Source organism: Nocardiopsis synnemataformans, from assembly GCF_965343085.1.
GTDB classification, from domain to species: domain Bacteria; phylum Actinomycetota; class Actinomycetes; order Streptosporangiales; family Streptosporangiaceae; genus Nocardiopsis; species Nocardiopsis alborubida.
The window spans coordinates 229,874-245,488 of record NZ_CBDRFA010000001.1 but is presented as its reverse complement, the minus strand read 5'-3'; the positions used below and the strand labels follow the sequence as shown (position 1 = coordinate 245,488).

General features: G+C 72.4%; 12 protein-coding genes. 7 read left to right on the top strand and 5 right to left on the bottom strand.

Annotated features, from left to right (window positions below; genetic code table 11):
* Positions 1-84: 84 nt before the first annotated feature.
* Both ACSIH6_RS01035 and ACSIH6_RS01030 read left to right on the top strand, forming a co-directional pair.
* Positions 85-723, top strand: coding sequence for a class I SAM-dependent methyltransferase (locus ACSIH6_RS01035; RefSeq protein WP_435105574.1), 639 nt, complete (start codon positions 85-87; stop codon positions 721-723).
* Between the two features lie 215 nt (positions 724-938).
* The gene (locus ACSIH6_RS01030; RefSeq protein ID WP_435105572.1) at positions 939-4,379 is read left to right on the top strand and encodes a transglycosylase domain-containing protein; all 3,441 of its coding nucleotides are present in this window, start codon (positions 939-941) and stop codon (positions 4,377-4,379) included.
* 108 nt (positions 4,380-4,487) lie between these two features.
* On the opposite strand, the gene ACSIH6_RS01025 is transcribed toward ACSIH6_RS01030, so the two are convergent.
* From ACSIH6_RS01025 to ACSIH6_RS01015, 3 genes are all read right to left on the bottom strand, one after another.
* The gene (locus ACSIH6_RS01025) at positions 4,488-5,585 is read right to left on the bottom strand and encodes a prenyltransferase (protein ID WP_435105570.1); all 1,098 of its coding nucleotides are present in this window, start codon (positions 5,583-5,585) and stop codon (positions 4,488-4,490) included.
* Positions 5,585-6,256, bottom strand: a complete 672-nt coding sequence (locus ACSIH6_RS01020; RefSeq protein WP_435105567.1) for a class I SAM-dependent methyltransferase — start codon at positions 6,254-6,256, stop codon at positions 5,585-5,587. Before ACSIH6_RS01020 ends, ACSIH6_RS01025 begins: the two co-directional genes overlap by 1 nt.
* A gap of 161 nt (positions 6,257-6,417) precedes the next feature.
* Positions 6,418-7,797: a glycosyltransferase family 4 protein gene (locus tag ACSIH6_RS01015; RefSeq protein ID WP_435105564.1), complete on the bottom strand. Its 1,380-nt coding sequence runs from the start codon at positions 7,795-7,797 to the stop codon at positions 6,418-6,420.
* 623 nt (positions 7,798-8,420) lie between these two features.
* Here ACSIH6_RS01015 and ACSIH6_RS01010 point away from each other — a divergent pair.
* Positions 8,421-9,032, top strand: coding sequence for a TetR family transcriptional regulator (locus ACSIH6_RS01010; RefSeq protein WP_435105562.1), 612 nt, complete (start codon positions 8,421-8,423; stop codon positions 9,030-9,032).
* A 36-nt stretch (positions 9,033-9,068) separates the two neighbouring features.
* Here the strand turns inward: ACSIH6_RS01010 and ACSIH6_RS01005 are convergent, their stop codons facing one another.
* Together ACSIH6_RS01005 and nadA are read right to left on the bottom strand one after the other, a co-directional pair.
* Complete coding sequence (locus ACSIH6_RS01005) at positions 9,069-10,535, bottom strand: RNA polymerase sigma factor (RefSeq protein WP_435105559.1); 1,467 nt, start codon at positions 10,533-10,535, stop codon at positions 9,069-9,071.
* Between the two features lie 133 nt (positions 10,536-10,668).
* Positions 10,669-11,667 (bottom strand): quinolinate synthase NadA, encoded by a 999-nt coding sequence (gene nadA, locus ACSIH6_RS01000; protein WP_061083553.1) that lies wholly within the window; start codon positions 11,665-11,667, stop codon positions 10,669-10,671.
* Positions 11,668-11,806: 139 nt separating this feature from the next.
* Here nadA and ACSIH6_RS00995 point away from each other — a divergent pair, with 139 nt between their 5' ends.
* The 4 genes from ACSIH6_RS00995 to ACSIH6_RS00980 all read left to right on the top strand — a co-directional run bounded on the left by ACSIH6_RS00995 (position 11,807) and on the right by ACSIH6_RS00980 (position 15,613).
* Positions 11,807-12,538, top strand: coding sequence for an NUDIX hydrolase (locus tag ACSIH6_RS00995; RefSeq protein ID WP_435105556.1), 732 nt, complete (start codon positions 11,807-11,809; stop codon positions 12,536-12,538).
* A 183-nt stretch (positions 12,539-12,721) separates the two neighbouring features.
* Positions 12,722-13,393 carry an HAD family hydrolase gene (locus ACSIH6_RS00990; protein WP_435105554.1) on the top strand — a complete coding sequence of 224 codons (672 nt, stop codon included), beginning with the start codon at positions 12,722-12,724 and terminating at the stop codon, positions 13,391-13,393.
* Between the two features lie 193 nt (positions 13,394-13,586).
* Positions 13,587-14,696: an ABC transporter ATP-binding protein gene (locus tag ACSIH6_RS00985; protein ID WP_435105595.1), complete on the top strand. Its 1,110-nt coding sequence runs from the start codon at positions 13,587-13,589 to the stop codon at positions 14,694-14,696.
* A complete protein-coding gene (locus tag ACSIH6_RS00980; RefSeq protein ID WP_435105552.1) occupies positions 14,693-15,613 on the top strand; it encodes an ABC transporter permease in 921 nt (306 codons plus the stop codon). Before ACSIH6_RS00985 ends, ACSIH6_RS00980 begins: the two co-directional genes overlap by 4 nt.
* Positions 15,614-15,615 lie beyond the last annotated feature (2 nt).

The following is a 15,615-nucleotide window of genomic DNA, read 5'->3' as shown; positions in this document are numbered from 1 at the left end:
CGCGCTCCACTCCTCGGGGGCGTGGCCGTTCCGCCCACGCAGGCCGCTGTCCGTTTCTGTTTCCGCCGGTGGGACAATTCCCGCATGACGAAGACAATCCCCGCCGAGCTCCTGGCCGCCGCGGAGGCGGCGAAGGGCTTCATGCCCACGGACGAGGGCGCCGCCCTCTTCGAGGCCGCTGTCGACTACGCCCGGGTCGGGCCGATCGTGGAGATCGGCACCTACTGCGGCAAGTCCACGATCTTCCTCGGCGCGGCCGCCCGCGTCACCGGCGCCAAGGTCCTCACGGTCGACCACCACCGGGGATCGGAGGAGCACCAGGAGGGCTGGGAGTACCACGACGCGTCCCTGGTGGACGAGGCGACCGGTAAGTTCGACACCCTTCCGCACTTCCGGCGCACGATCACCGGAGCGGGTCTGGACGACGAGATCATCGCGCTCGTCGGCCGGTCCACCGATGTCGCCGCTGTCTGGGGCACCCCGCTCGGCATGGTCTTCATCGACGGCGGTCACAGCGAGGAGGCCGCCCAGAACGACTACGCTGGCTGGAGCCCCCACGTCGCCCCCGGCGGAGCCCTCGTCATCCACGACGTGTTCCCCAACCCCGAGGACGGCGGCCGACCGCCCTACAACATCTACCGGAAGGCCCTCGACTCGGGGGAGTTCAAGGAGATGCGTGTGGTGGGATCCCTGCGCGTGCTCGAACGCACCGAGGGGAAGTGAGCGGGCTAACAGTCTTCCCGATACACAGCTGCCAAGGGCAACCCTTGGGTAAGAAGTGACAGTACGCTTACCTGCTCGGACTTGACATGGTTACGGGCGGGTATCGTGGCCTGGAGGGCTGAGCGATGGCGGCGTTATTCCCCGAATTACCGCTTCGGTCCTGACTCGAACTGAACGATCCGGGGCACTTGCGCGTCAAACATGAGGACGGCACGGTGCCGGACGTGATTTGCCATGGGGGCGGGGAACTGAGCGAGAGCACACACGGCGAAAGCGGGGCGGATGGACAGCGTCCCGGGAAGGACACGCCGGACACCAGGAACACCTCTGCCGAAGAGCTGTCCGACAAGCACACTCCCGAGGGTGGAATACCCACCACCGAGGGAAACCAATCCACTCATGACGCTCCTGGAGGAGAAGAAGGCGTAGGAGAACAGCCCGAGCCGGAGTTCATCAGCCCGGTCACCTTCAAGACCAGCGGTACCTTCCTCCGCGACAAGGTCGCCCGCAACCTCGCGGAACAGGGCTTCGGTTCCGATGACACGAGCGACGACGCCGTGGAGGAGACCTCCGGCGTTCCCACCGGCACGTACGGCACCGATGCCACTGACGCCTCTCCGGAAGCTGGCTCCCCCGCCTCAGCCGGCAGCACGGGCACGGAGGAGTCGGACACGCGCCAGGACGGTGTCCGTGGGGACGGTCAGTTCTCCCAGACCGATCGGTCCTTCGCAGCCGAGGACACGTCCGTCGACCAGGACGGTACGGCCGGTACCGGCGAGCCCCCAACGCCGGTGTCCGACCAGACCGAGCCCATCTCGCTCGACTCCGTCCGCGCTGCCGCCTCGGCCGTGGAGACGCCCGACGACGCCTCGGAGAACGCCGGTACCGCGGAGGACAGGACGGACCTCTGGAGTCCGCGCGGGCAGGAGGACACGGGAGTCCCCAAGAGTCCCGTGGCCGGAACCGTGACCGACGTCCAGGACTTCGAGGACGGGTCCACCGGGCGCGACGAGCCCGCCGAGTCCGCGGCGTCCGCCGCGTCGGCCACGTCCGCTGTGCCCGCCGGGCCGGACGCCGTCGCCCCGGACCACGACGGGGAGCAGAGGATCGACGAGTCCTCCGCGGCCGAGACGGCGTCCCTGTGGCCCGAACCGCGCCGCCTCTCGTCCTACGTGTCCGAGTCGCCCTCCGACGCGCAGGACCGGGGTGCCCGCCCCGGTTCCACCGCGGCCGGGGCAGCGGCCGCCGCTGCCGCGTACTCCGGGGCACACGGCGGCCCCACCGGACCCGGTTCTGACGCCAGCGGTTCCACCGGCTCCGGCCACGGTTCCGCATCCGGTCCCAGCAGCCCCGGTGACACCACCAGCTCCAGTAACTCCGGTGGCCCCAGTGGTCCCACCGGCCCTGGTGGCCCCAAGGGACCGGCCGGTCCCGGCGGCACCGGGCCCGGCGGACCCAAGGGCCCGGGCGACCCCAAGGCGCGGGGCGGGAAGAGGAAAGGCGCGGGCCAGAAGGCCAAGAAGCCCCTCTGGTGGAGGATCCTCCGGGTCTTCCTCATCGTCACCGGCGTGTTCCTCATCGCCGGGTGCGGTGTCTTCGCCTTCTTCTACACCACCGTCGAGGTCCCGGACGCGGCCAAGGCCGACGTCCTGGAGGAGGGTTCGACCTTCTACTTCGCCGACGGCGAGACCGAGTTCGCCTACCGGGGCACCCACCGGGAGATCCTGTCCTACGACGAGATGACCGCGGGCGGTGAACACGTCGTCGAGGCGGTCGTCTCCGCGGAGGACCGCGGTTTCTGGACCGAGCCCGGCGTGTCCGTGAGCGGCACCGCGCGCGGGGTCTGGTCCACCGTCACCGGACAGCAGGTCCAGGGCGGCTCCACCATCACCCAGCAGATGGTCCGCAACTACTACGAGGGCATCACCCGGGACGTGTCCATCACCCGCAAGGTGCGGGAGATCATCATCGCCCTCAAGGTCGACCGGAGCGAGACGAAGGAGTGGGTGATGGAGCAGTACCTCAACACCATCTACTTCGGTCGCAACGCCTACGGAGTCCAGGCCGCCTCGCAGGCGTACTACCACAAGGACGTCCAGGAGCTGGAGCCCGCCGAGGCCGCCTTCCTGGCCGCCGCCATCCAGCAGCCCACCCCCTTCGGTGAGGCCGATGTGGAGACCACCCCCGAGATGGAGCGGCGCTGGGAGTACGTCGTCAACGGAATGGTCACCACGGGCGCCATCACCCAGGCCGAGGCCGACGAGATGGAGTTCCCGGCGCCCGAGCCCGAACGGCCCACTGAGGGCACGGACCTGAGCGGTTACAAGGGCTACATGCTCCAGGAGGCCATGAACGAGCTGGAGCGGCTCGGCTTCACCGAGGACCAGATCAACCGCCAGGGCTACAGGATCGTCACCACGTTCGACCAGGACATGATGGACGCCGCCTACGCCGCGGTGGAGGAGATGGTCCCGCCCGAGGACCGGCCCGAGGGCGTCAACGTCGGCCTGACCACCATCGACCCGGAGACGGGCGAGGTCCTGGCCTTCTACGGCGGCCACGACTACTGGGAGAACCAGTACGACAGCTCCTTCCTCGGCGCGGCGCAGACCGGTTCGGCCTTCAAGCCCTACGTGCTCGCCACCGCCCTGGAGCAGGGCTACAGCCTCAACTCCACGGTGGACGGGCGCGGGCCGCGCACCATCGCGGGCTCGCGCATCCAGAACGCGGGCAACTCGCCGGGCGGCGTCATGACGCTCACCCAGGCCACCCAGGTCTCCAACAACCTCGGCTTCATCGAGCTGGCCCAGGAGGTCGGTTTCGAGAGCGTCCGCGACACCGTCTACGCCGCGGGGTGGCCCGAGGGGAGCGTCCCCGACAGCCAGCTGGTGCCGGTCATGCCGCTGGGCGCCTCCAGCGCCCGCACGGTCGACCAGGCCAGCGGGTACGCCACCTTCGCCAACGGCGGCGTGCACGTCGAGACGCACGTGGTCCGGGAGATCGTCGACTCCGAGGGCGAGAACGTGCGCCCGGAGGTGGAGAGCAACAGGGCTCTGGAGGAGGAGACCGCGGCCGACGTCACCTACGCCCTCCAGCAGGTGGTCAACGGCGGTACCGGTACCGCGGCGCGGCTGCCGGGCCACCCCACCGCGGGAAAGACCGGTACCACCGACGGCAGCGTCGCCGCCTGGTTCGTCGGCTACACCCCGCAGCTGTCCACGGCGGTGGGGATCTACAGCGGCAACAACGAGAGCTTCAGCATCCCGGGATACGGCTCTCTCTCGGGCGGTACGCTCCCCGCGTCGCTGTGGAACCGGTACATGAGCACCGCGATGGAGGGCTACGAGCCCGGCTCGTTCCCGAGTCCGGCCTTCAGCGGCACCGCCGAGAACTGGGCCCCGGACGTGTCCACCGAGCAGCCCGAGCAGCCGCAGCAGCCGGAGGCGCCCGTGGAGCCGGAGACGCCCACCGAGCCGGAGGCGCCCACCACGCCCGAGGCGCCCATCGAGCCGGAGACGCCCACCGAGCCGGAGTGGCCGGAGTTCCCCGGTCCCGGGACCGAGCCGGGTCCCGGTGAGGGTGGCGGTGGAGAGGAAGGCGGCGGCGGTGGTGGCGGCGGTGAGAGCCCGCCAGCCAGACGCGACGACCTCTGGTGACGACCGGATCCGGTGGTGACCGGAGCCGGTGAGAACGAGGAGGGTCCGGCGGTACGCACCGCCGGGCCCTCCCGTGTGTCGGGTTTCCCGCGTTCCGTCGAGTCCGCCCTAGTCGGCGGGGTCCCCGTCCCAGGTGTGCAGGAAGACCCGTGAGCCCGGTGTGGTCCCGGTGAGCGCGTCCACCGCCAGGATCACGGCGGCCGACGTCCACGTGCTGCGTTCCACTGGCCAGCGCACCTGCTCGGCGAACTGGTAGCCCGTCCAGTACACGCCGTCGTCGGAGTCGCGCAGGTGCTGCACGTCCCGTAGGAGGCGCACACCCGCGTCCACGTCGCCGACGGCGGCCAGGGCCAGCACCAGTTCGGAGGACTCCGCCGCGGTCACCCACGGCTGGTCGCTCACGCAGCGCACGCCCAGCCCGGGCACCACGAAGCGGTCCCAGCGCTCGGCGATCCGTTCCTTGGCGGCGGTGCCGCGCACGGCGCCGCCCAGGACGGGGTAGAACCAGTCCATGGAGAAGCGGCCGCGGTCCGCGAACAGGTCCTCGTGCTCGTTGATGAGCACCGCGAGACGGTCGGCGGCGGCCGTCCACGCGGGGCGGGAGCGGCCTAGGCGTGCGGCCAGGGCGGCGCCGCAGCGCAGCGCGTGGTGCACGCTCGCGCACACCGTCAGCAGCGCGTGGTCGCCGGGGGCGCCGTTCTCCGAGCGGGCCCACAGGATCTCCCCGTGCTCGCCGCGCAGCGCCAGGACGAACTCCAGGCCCTCCTCGACCACCGGCCACATCCGCTCGGCGAACGCGGTGTCCCCGGTGACGAGCAGGTTGTGGAGCAGGCCCACCGCCGGGTAGGCGGCGTGGTTGGCCTCGCGCAGCCGCGTCACCGGGACGCCCTGGCGGAACTTGGCGGGCCACCCGCCCTCGGGCGCGCGGCTGTCGGCCAGCCACAGGTAGGCGCGCCGGGCCGCTTCGGCGTGTCCGGGCGAGCCGAGGCCGGTCACGGTCAGGGCCATGGCGCACTCCACGTGGTCCCACACGTCGGTGTGCCCGCCGGGGAACCACGGGATGGCCCCGCTGTCCTCCTGGCAGCGCACGAGGTAGGAGGCCGAGCTGTGCAGCTGTTCGGCGTCGAGCACGCCGGGCAGGCTGAGGGCGGCGGCGCGCGGCGGCGTTCCGGCCGTGGGCTCAGCGGGCGCGGGGGCGACGGACATCAGGCGGCGTGCGGTTTGCGCACGTACACGACCACGCTCTTGCCGATGACCGGGTTGAGCAGGCGCTCGGCCACGCGGGTCACCGCGGGTGCCTTGAGCATGTCCCACACCAGCATGTCGTGGTAGGCCTTGGCGAGCGGGTGGTCGTCCCGGTCGGTGCCCACCGCGCACTTGATCCACCAGTAGGGCGCGTGCAGGGCGTGCGCGTGGTGGTGCGGGCCGATCTCGAAGCCGGTGGCCTTGAGCTTGGCCTCCAGTTCGGCGCGCGTGTAGATGCGGATGTGCCCGCCCTCGTTGGTGTGGTACTCCTCCGACAGGGCCCAGCACAGGCGCTCGGGCAGGAAGCTCGGCACGGTCACCGCGGCGATGCCGCCGGGTCGCAGCACCCGGAACAGCTCCGCCATCGCGGCGGTGTCGTGCGGGACGTGCTCGAAGATCTCGGCCGCGACCACCCGGTCGAAGCTGGCGTCGTCGAAGGGCATGTCCAGGGCGTCGCCCTTGACGGTCTCGGCCCTGGCCTCCTCGGGAGCCTCGCCCTCGTGGCGCATCGCGGCGAACATGGTCTCGACCTCGGCGAGGTCGGCGACGTTCTGGTCGAAGGCCACGATGTCGGCGCCGCGTCGGTAGACCTCGAAGGCGTGGCGGCCGCCGCCGCAGCCCAGGTCGAGCACGTGGTCGCCCGGGCCGACGGGGAACAGGTTGAAGTCGACGGTGATCAGTGGAGGCTCCCTGGGGATCTGGCTCGGGGATCTGGGTTTCGGGCCCCGCGGCCGCGGACGCGGGGAGGTGGGTCGCCGTGCGGCCCGCCGGGGCGGCGCGCGGCTCCGGCGGGTCAGGCGCCGTTCGCGCGGGCCCGCTCGGATGCCGGCGCGGGCGTGGGCTCAGCCGGCTCGGGCGCGGGGCGCGTGTCTCCGTCGGCGGGGCGGTCCCCCCTCACGGCGTCGATGGTGGAGGCGTAGCGGCGCGCGGTCAGCTCGGCGACGGCACTCCAGGTGAAGCGCTCCTGGACCCGGCGCCAGGCGGCGGCGCCCATGCGCTCGCGTTCGGCGTCGTCGTCGAGCAGGGCGGCGAGCGCGTCGGCGAGAACCTCGGGGTCGCCCGGGGGTACCAGGCGCCCGGCGTCCCCGTCGGTACCCACGACCTCGGGCAGGGCCCCGGCGTGGCTGGCCACCAGCGGGGTGGCGCAGGCCATGGCCTCCACCGCGGGCAGGGAGAACCCCTCGTAGAAGGACGGGACGACCGCGACCTGCGCGCTGGCGACGAGTTCGGCCAGGGCGGTGTCGTCGATGCCGCTGACGAACTCGACGCGGTCGCGCAGGCTCAGCTCGTCCACCAGCTGGTCGGTGGGGCCGCCGGGTTTGGGTCTGCTGACGACGGTCAGGGTGATGTCGCGTTCGGTGGTGAGCTTGGCCGCGGCGCGCAGCAGGACCGCCACGCCCTTGAGGGGGCTGTCGGCGCTGGCGGTGCACACGATGCGCCCCGGTACGCGCTTCAGCTCGGGGCGCGGGTGGAAGTGGCGGGTGTCCACGCCCAGCGGGGTGACCTCCATGGCGGCGGGGTCGACGCCGAACTCGCGGGCGATGTCGTCGGCGGAGGACTGGGAGGGCACCAGGATCGGGTCGAGCCTGCGGGCGACCCTGGCCTGCATGCCCACGAACCCGTACCAGCGGCGCTTGGTGAGCTTCTGTAGACCCCGGGCCTCGGCCAGTTCGATCCTGCGGTCCACGCTGATGGGGTGGTGGATGGTGGTGACCAGCGGCAGCCCGGCGGACCTGATGCCGAGCAGTCCCCAGCCCAGCGTCTGGTTGTCGTGGACGACGTCGAAGTCGTCCAGGCGGCGGCGCAGCTCGCGGTTGGCGCGCAGGGAGAAGGTGAGGGGCTCGGGGAACCCGGCGGTCCACATGGTGGCGACCTCGAGGACGTCGATCCAGTCGCGCCACTCGCGCACGGGCGGGGCCTTGAAGGGGTGGGCGTCGTTGTACAGGTCCAAGGAGGGGACCTTCTCCAGGGTCACGCCCTCGTCCAGGACGGGGTAGGGCTGGCCGGAGAGGACGGTGACCTCGTGGCCCAGGGCGGCCAGCTCACGCGACAGGTGGCGGACGTACACGCCCTGTCCGCCGACGTGCTGCTTGCTGCGGTAGGACAGCAGGGCGACGCGCAGGGGGCGCTCGGCACGGGGCCGTGGGCTCGGTGTGGTGCCCGACTGGGTCAAGAGTCCACCTCTTCGTTGGGTCGCGGGCCCGGTCGCCGTGGGCGCGGATGCTGTCGGCCGGTGGCAGGCGCGCGCGTGCCTATGTTACTCGGCAGTTGTGTTCGGGTCGGCGTCGGGCCGGTTGGTAAGGGATCCTATGTCGGGCGCCCCGCGGTGGCGCTCCAGAGGGGCACGTCGTCGCGTCCGGCGCGGCGGGCGAGGCCGTGTTCGCGCGCGTGCGGTGAGTCCGAGGAAGCGCGTCTCGTGCGAGGGCAGGCACTCCAGGCGGTCGGCTCCGGGGAGGAACGGGCGCCCGGGCTGTGGCGCGGGACGAGTGGCGGGGCGGAGTGCGGGGGGCGGGTGTCCGGACGGTCGGGGAGGGGCGGTGTTCATGTGCGGTACACAAATGAGAACAAATTCTACAAAGCCTGTCAGGCGATCCGAAAACCCCGGTCCCCTTTTCGTATTGCTACTACTACGTCGGGCGATGAGGTGAGGATCATGGGCTTGGAGTGCCGCTTCGGGGGGAATCCGTTGGATAACGTGTTCTCGTAACAGCCGCCGCCTCTGGGTGGGCGTCGGCGACGGGCATCAGCGCCGCGGCGAGCGGGCAGCGCGCGGGCTGACGACGAAGGGAAGATCCTGTGGCGGTGCAGGCGGCGAGCGGAACGATGTCACGAAGTCAGACCCAGCGCCGCAAGCGCATCGTGCAGACGGCGGCCGCGCTGGCCGTGCGTGGTGGTGTCGAGGCCATGCAGATGCGTTCGGTGGCCGAGCGCGCCGGGGTCGCCCTCGGCACGCTCTACCGGTACTTCCCCTCGAAGATGGACCTGGTCGTGGCCGTGGTCACCGAGGAGCTGGACCTGTTGGAGGGCGGTATCGTCCGCCGCCCGCCCACCGCCGACACCCCCGCCGAACGCGCGGTCGACGTCCTGCTGAGGGCCACGCGCGGGCTGATGCGCGAGCCCGAGCTGGCCGACGCGCTGGTGCGCTCGCTCATCATGGCCGAGGTCAAGATCGAGCTCGACGTGCGCATCTCCGACCTGGTGTGGCGGGTGGCCACCGGCAACCTGGAGGGCGCCAGTGAGGAGGACGGCACCGAGGTGGACCGCGACAGCACCGGCTACGTCCTGGTGGGCGCGCTGACCAGCGTGTGGATCTTCGAGCTGGTGGAGGTCCTCAAGGGCCGCCGCGACGTGGACGAGGTGGAGCGGCGGCTACAGGCCGCGGCCGAGCGCCTGCTCGCCCCCTTCTGACCCGCCTCCTCCCCCCGCCTCGACGGGGGACCGGCGTCAGCCACCGCCGAAGAACAGCCCCAACAGCCCGTCGAGCAGACCTCTGCCGCCCCCGTCGCCGTCCCCGCCCTCCTCGGGCGGGTCGCCGGGGGCGTCGTCGTCTCCGGGCCCGTCCCCCTCGGGCTCGTCCGAACCGCCGTCGGACTCCCCGTTCCCGGACGGCGGGATCGCCTCCCCCGTGGGCGGCGCGGGCGTGGTCCGCTCCGGAGCTGGGGCGGGGGCCTCGTGTCCGCTGCCGCCGCCGTTCTCCTGCTGCGGCTCCGTGGCGGTCTCCGGTTCGGTCGGCTCCGTCGACGCGGCCGGGGCCTCCGCGGTCGGTCCGACCTCCGGTTTGGTGTCCGCGCTGGTCGCGTCGGTCTCCACCCCCGGGACCAGCGGGCCGCGCTCGGCCTCGTCGGGTCCGGCGCCGATCATCGTCGAGGGTCCGCCCACGGCGCTGGCCCACGCCCACAGCGCGACCGCCAGCACCACGGTGGCCAGACCGGAGACGGCGGGCAGCGGCCAGCGGCGGCGGGCGGGGCGCTCCCTGTCGTCGGGATCGTCAGCGGAGTCGGGTTCGGTGGCGGCACCGGTACGGGAGCCGGGGCCGCCACCGGGTCCGGCCAGTGGGGTGATCGCCTCCTCGCGCACCGGGTGGTCGCGCGTGGTCAACCGGTCGCCGGGAAGGGCGCGGAGCGGTGCCTCGGGACCGGGCTCGGCCGCCTCGGCCTCCTCCTCGACCGCCCTGGCGGCGCGGGAGCGGTGCGTCGGGTACCCCTCGCCGGTGAGGGGGTGCATCTGCGCGGCGACGCGCTCGCGGACGGCGCCGAGGCCGGGATCCGTGCAGGTGCGCACCACCGCCTCGCGCAGGTCGGGCGGCGGTCCGGGCGGGCGCAGCAGGGCCAGTGCCTGGGAGACGTCGTGCACCTGGGCGCGCCAGGCGGCGCTGCCCGGGCCGCCGGTGTCCCCGGCGCCGTCCGGTGCTCCCGCCTCCTGGGGCGCCCGGGAGGCGGGGACGCGGTGTCCGTCCAGGTTCTCCGCGGCGCGGCGGATCGCCGATCGGGTCAGTTCGCCGCAGATCTGGGGGTCCAGGCCCAGGACGCGCGCGACCGCGGAGGTGGGCAGCGCGTGCCGCAGGTTCAGCTCCACCAGTTCGCGGTGGCTGGCGGGCAGCCGGGTGAACATGCGGGCCGCCGGCTCCTCCGCGGGCACCGTGGCCAGCCGGGTGTAGGGGCTCACGTGGGCCAGGCCGCGGCGATGGCAGGCCGAGCGGACCAGGGCGTACAGCCAGGAGCCGAGGTCGGCCGGGTCCGCGCGCCGCGAGTCGAGGACGACACCGGCGACCAGGCCGTCGTGCACGGCCTCGGCCACCTGCCCGGTGTCCTCACCCAACAGCGACCAGGCGTACCGGTACAGGGACGGCGCGAAGGCGTCGTAGAGCGCCTCGACCGTCGACGGTTCGCCTGGTTCGCTACCTCTGGTCACTTTTCCAACCCCCCGTTTCCCGTGACGGTAGCGAGGGGAGCGGCGACGCGTGGGTGAATCGTCTACCTGTGTCGTGAAGGTAAGACTTCTGTAACCTCAGGGTCGGATGCGGGACCTGACGGTCGCGGATCGACTACTCTCCGCCGCGTGACGGCGATCCGATGGCGATCATCCGCTCGACGGAGCGGCGGGCGCGCGCGGAGGTGTCGGCGTCGACCGTGATCTCGGTCGTGCCGAACCGCAGCGCGTTGAGCAGTTTGTCAGCGTCGATCATCTTCATGTAGTGGCACTCGGCGCGCGAGTTGACCGCCTCGAACTCCGTGCTCGGGTTGGCGTTGCGCAGCTGGTGCAGCATGCCGGTCTCGGTCGCGATGAGGACCTTCTTGGCGCTGGTGTTCTCCGCGGCGGTGAGCATCCCGCCGGTGGAGAGGACCTTGACGCGCTCCTGCGGGACGGCGCCGCTGCCCACGAGGTAGAGGGCGGAGGTGGCGCAGCCGCACTCGGGGTGGACGTAGACCTCGGCGTCGGGCTCGGCGGCGACCCGCTCGCGCAGGGTGTGCCCGTCGATCCCGGCGTGCACGTGGCACTCGCCCATCCACACGTGGATGTTCTCGCGGCCGGTGACCCGCTTGACGTGGGCGCCCAGGAACTGGTCCGGCAGGAAGAGGATCTCGCGGTCCTCGGGGATGGAGCGGATGACGTCCGCGGCGTTGGAGGAGGTGCAGCAGATGTCGGTCTCGGCCTTGACCGCGGCGGTGGTGTTGACGTAGGCGACCACGACCGCGCCGGGGTGCTCGGCCTTCCAGGCGCGCACGTCCTCGGCGGTGATGGTGTCGGCCAGCGAGCACCCGGCGTTGGGGTCGGGCAGCAGGACGGTCTTCTCCGGGGCGAGGATCTTGGCGGTCTCGGCCATGAAGTGCACACCGCAGAAGACGATGGTGCTCGCGTCGACACCAGCGGCTAGGCGGGACAACGCCAGGGAGTCGCCGGTGTGGTGGGCGACGTCCTGGATTTCCGGGCGCTGGTAGTTGTGCGCGAGGATGACAGCGTCGCGTTCCTTCGCCAGGCGGTGGACCTCAGCGGCCCATTCCTGCCTGGTCATGGTGTCCGCCGTGGCGGTGACCGGTGCCATGTCCAATTACTTCCTTGAGGCTGTGGGCAACGCCGTGCGGGCGCCGCGCCGGGGAGGGTCGGTGCGGATGAAAACAGGTTTTTGTCTGTCAGGCACAAACCTGATGAAGCTTAACATGACGGGTAACGGAAGGGACAGAGTGGACATCCCTCAGGAAAACGGACAGGTCGCGGCGTCCGTCTGCTCCGCGTCCGACCACGCGGAGCTGTCGGTGCACGAGGCGCTCGCGGTCGTGCTCCAGATCCGCGCCGAAGAACTGTGCGTCCTGCTGTGGCGCAGGGCCCTGCCGCCCTGCGAGGGCGCCTGGGCGCTGCCCGGCGGCAGGCTCGGCAGAGGGGAGAACCTGGGCGCCTCCATCCGGCGCCAGCTCGCCCAGAAGGTCGACGTGAGGGATCTGTCACACCTGGAGCAGCTGGAGACCCGCAGCGACCCCGACCGTGTTCCCCGGCGCCGCACCCTGGCCACCGCCTACGTGGGGCTGGTCCCCGCCGACGTCGACCCGGTCGTGCCCGGCGACACCGGCTGGCACCCGGCCGCCGACCTGCCGCCCATGGCCTTCGACCACGCCTCCATCGTCCGCTCCGGGCGCCAGCGGCTGCGCGCCAAGCTCAGCTACACCAACGTCGGGTTCGCCCTCGCGCCGCCGGAGTTCACGATGTCGGAGCTGTCCGGCTACTACCGGGCCGCGCTGGGTCACGACGTGGCCGCCACCAACCTGCGCCGCGTCCTGCTGCGCCGCGGGCAGATCGAGGAGACCGGCCGCTCGGTGCCCTCGGGCCGCTCCGGGGGCAGGCCCGCCGCGCTCTTCCGGTTCCGCGACCGCAGCCTCCAGATCACCGACGCCTTCGCGGTGCTGCGCCCACCCAGCTGAGGCTTCGCGGACGGGTTCGCCCGGCCGTGCCCCCGTGATCTGGTCCGCCCGGCCGGGCCCCACGGGCGGGCCGCGCCGCCGGGAGCGCGCGGTGCCCGCGCGGTGCGCGCCGCGGTCGGTCCCGGGCCGCGGTCCTCTCCCCTGTTCGGGAACCGTCGTCGGCGGCTTGTACACTCCCTGACCGTGGCAATTCGTACTGCGGTGTTCGACGTCGGCGAGACACTCGTCGACGAGACGCGGATCTTCGCGCGCTGGGCCGACCGCTTCGGCATCCCGCACATGGCCTTCTTCGGGACCATCGGCGGCGTGCTCGCCTCCGGCGGCACCCTCACCGACGGCTTCCGCCTGCTCGTGCCCGGGTTCGACCTCGCGGCCGAGAGCGCACGCTGGCGCGCCGAGGACCCGGACGGGGAGCGCGAGCACTTCGGCGCGGGAGACCTCTACCCCGACGTGCGCCCCGCCTTCGCGGCCATGCGCGCGTCCGGGATCTCCCTGGTCATCGCGGGCAACCAGCCGCCCGAGGCCGGGCCCGCCCTGACCGCTATGGACCTGGGCGTCGACGGCATCGGCATCTCCGACGACTGGGGCGTCAAGAAGCCCGAGCCCGCGTTCTTCGACCGTGTCCTGTCCCTGGTCCGGGTCACCAGCCCCGGCGCGGACCCCGACGAGATCGTCTACGTCGGCGACCGCGTCGACAACGACGTCCTCCCCGCCCGCGCCGCCGGGATGCGCACCGTCCTGTTGCGCCGGGGCATCTACGGCTACCGCCACGCCGCCGCCGAGGAGGCGGCCCGTGCCGACGCCGTCCTGGACGACCTGCACCAGCTCGCCGACTGGATCGGCCGTCAGGACTGAAGCGGCGCACCGAGGGGCCGGGTCGTGGGGCCCGGCCCCTCGGCGTGCCCGCGTGTCCTTCGGTCCCGGTACGGTCACGGCCTTCACCTCACGGTTTGGCCCCCGCGCGCGCGGGTAACGTGCGAACGGCCTGCCCCTCGCCACACCTCATCTTCCGGACCTTCCGGTTCCCCGAATGGAGACGACACCGCCGATGATCGCGTTCGAGGGCGCCGCCAAGCTCTATCCCGACGGCACGGTGGCCGTCGACCAGCTGGACCTCACCGTCGAGACCGGTCAGACCACGGTCTTCGTGGGCCCCTCCGGCAGCGGCAAGACCACGTCCTTGCGGATGATCAACCGCATGGTCGAACCGACCGGGGGCACCGTCCGCATCGACGGCGAGGACGTGCGCCAGCGCGACCCCGCCGCGCTGCGCCGCTCCATCGGCTACGTCATCCAGCAGGCCGGGCTCTTCCCGCACCGCACCGTGCGCGACAACATCGCCACCGTGCCCCTGCTGCTCGGCTGGGGCCGGGCCAGGGCCAGGGCGCGTGCCGCGGAGCTCATGGAACTGGTCGGTCTGGAGCCCGCACAGGCCAGGCGCTACCCCCACCAGCTCTCCGGTGGCCAGCAGCAGCGCGTCGGCGTCGCCCGCGCACTGGCCGCCGACCCGCCCATCCTGTTGATGGACGAACCCTTCAGCGCCGTGGACCCCGTCGTGCGCGCCAGCCTCCAGGACGAGCTCCTGCGTCTGCAGAAGGAGCTGCACAAGACCATCGTCTTCGTCACCCACGACATCGACGAGGCCGTCCGGCTCGGCGACCGCATCGCCGTCTTCCGCCCCGGTGGGAGACTCGCCCAGTACGACACCCCCCAGAACCTGCTGGCCGCGCCCGAGGACGCCTTCGTGGAGTCCTTCGTCGGCTACGACCGGGGTGTGCGGCGCCTGTCCTTCTTCCCCGCCGACAGGCTCTCCCCGCGCCAGGACGCCGTCCTGGAGGGCAGCGTCCGCGCGGGCGTCGCGGCCGCCTCACTCGGAGGCGAGCCCTGGGCCCTGGTCGTCACCGGTGACCGCATGCCCCTGGGCTGGGTCAGCGCGCGGAAGCTGGCCGACGAGCCCGCGGACACCGCCCTCGGCTCGCTCGAACTCGCACCCTACGGCCACACCTTCGCCGTCGGCACCGACTCCCTACGCGCCGCCCTGGACGCGGCGGTGCTCTCGCCCGCGGGTCGCGCGGTCGGCGTCGACGCCGACGGGCGGGTGGTCGGCGTGGTCTCGCAGGACGACCTCGGCGCCGCTCTGTGGTCGGTGACCGAGTGATCGCCGAGGCCGTCACCGGGGCCTGGGATGTCGGGGTCGCGGCCGGGGCCGACACCGGAGCCGTCGCCGGGGCGTGGGACTGGGCCGTGCGCGTCGTCGACTGGGGCGTCACGAACTGGAGCCACCCCGGCGACCCCGACCGGGGCGTCCTGCCCCGCCTGACCGAGCACATGCGGCTGTCCTATCTGTCCATCCTCATCGGACTGGCGGTCGCCCTGCCCCTGGGCCTGGCGTGCGCGCGCTGGAAGCCCCTGTACCCGCCGGTGCTGACCGGTGTGAACGTGCTCTACGCGGTGCCCTCCATCGCCCTGTTCTTCCTCATGCTGCCCTACACCGGGTTCAGCGACTGGACGGCCGTCGTGCCGCTGGCCCTGTACACCTTGGTGATCCTGCTGCCCAACGTGGTGGACGGGCTGCGCCAGGTCCCCGACCACGTCCGCCAGGCCGCCGTCGCCATGGGCTTCGGCCCGCTGCGGCGCCTGCTGTACGTGGAGATGCCGGTGGCCGTGCCGGTGGTCATCGCCGGGCTGCGGGTGGCCTCGGTGGCCACCATCAGCATGGTCAGCGTCGCCTCGCTGGTGGGTCTGGGCGGACTCGGCCGGCTCATCCTCAGCGAGGGTTTCCGGCGCCAGTTCGACGCGCCCATCGTGGTCGGCATCGTGCTCACCGTGGCGCTGGCGTTCGTCACCGACGCCGTGCTCGTGCTCGCCCAGCGCCTGCTCACCCCGTGGGCGCGCCGCGACGGCGCCGTACCGCGCCGCAGGCGCAGGGCTGTCACGGCGGAGGCGGTCGCGGCGGATCCGGCGGTGGGCGCCGGGCCGGGTTCGGTCGCGTATCCGCTGGCCGGGACCCCGGCGGTGGGCCGGTCGCAGGCGGACCCGGGGACCGGCACCGGTGACACGGCGGGGGAGAGGTAGCC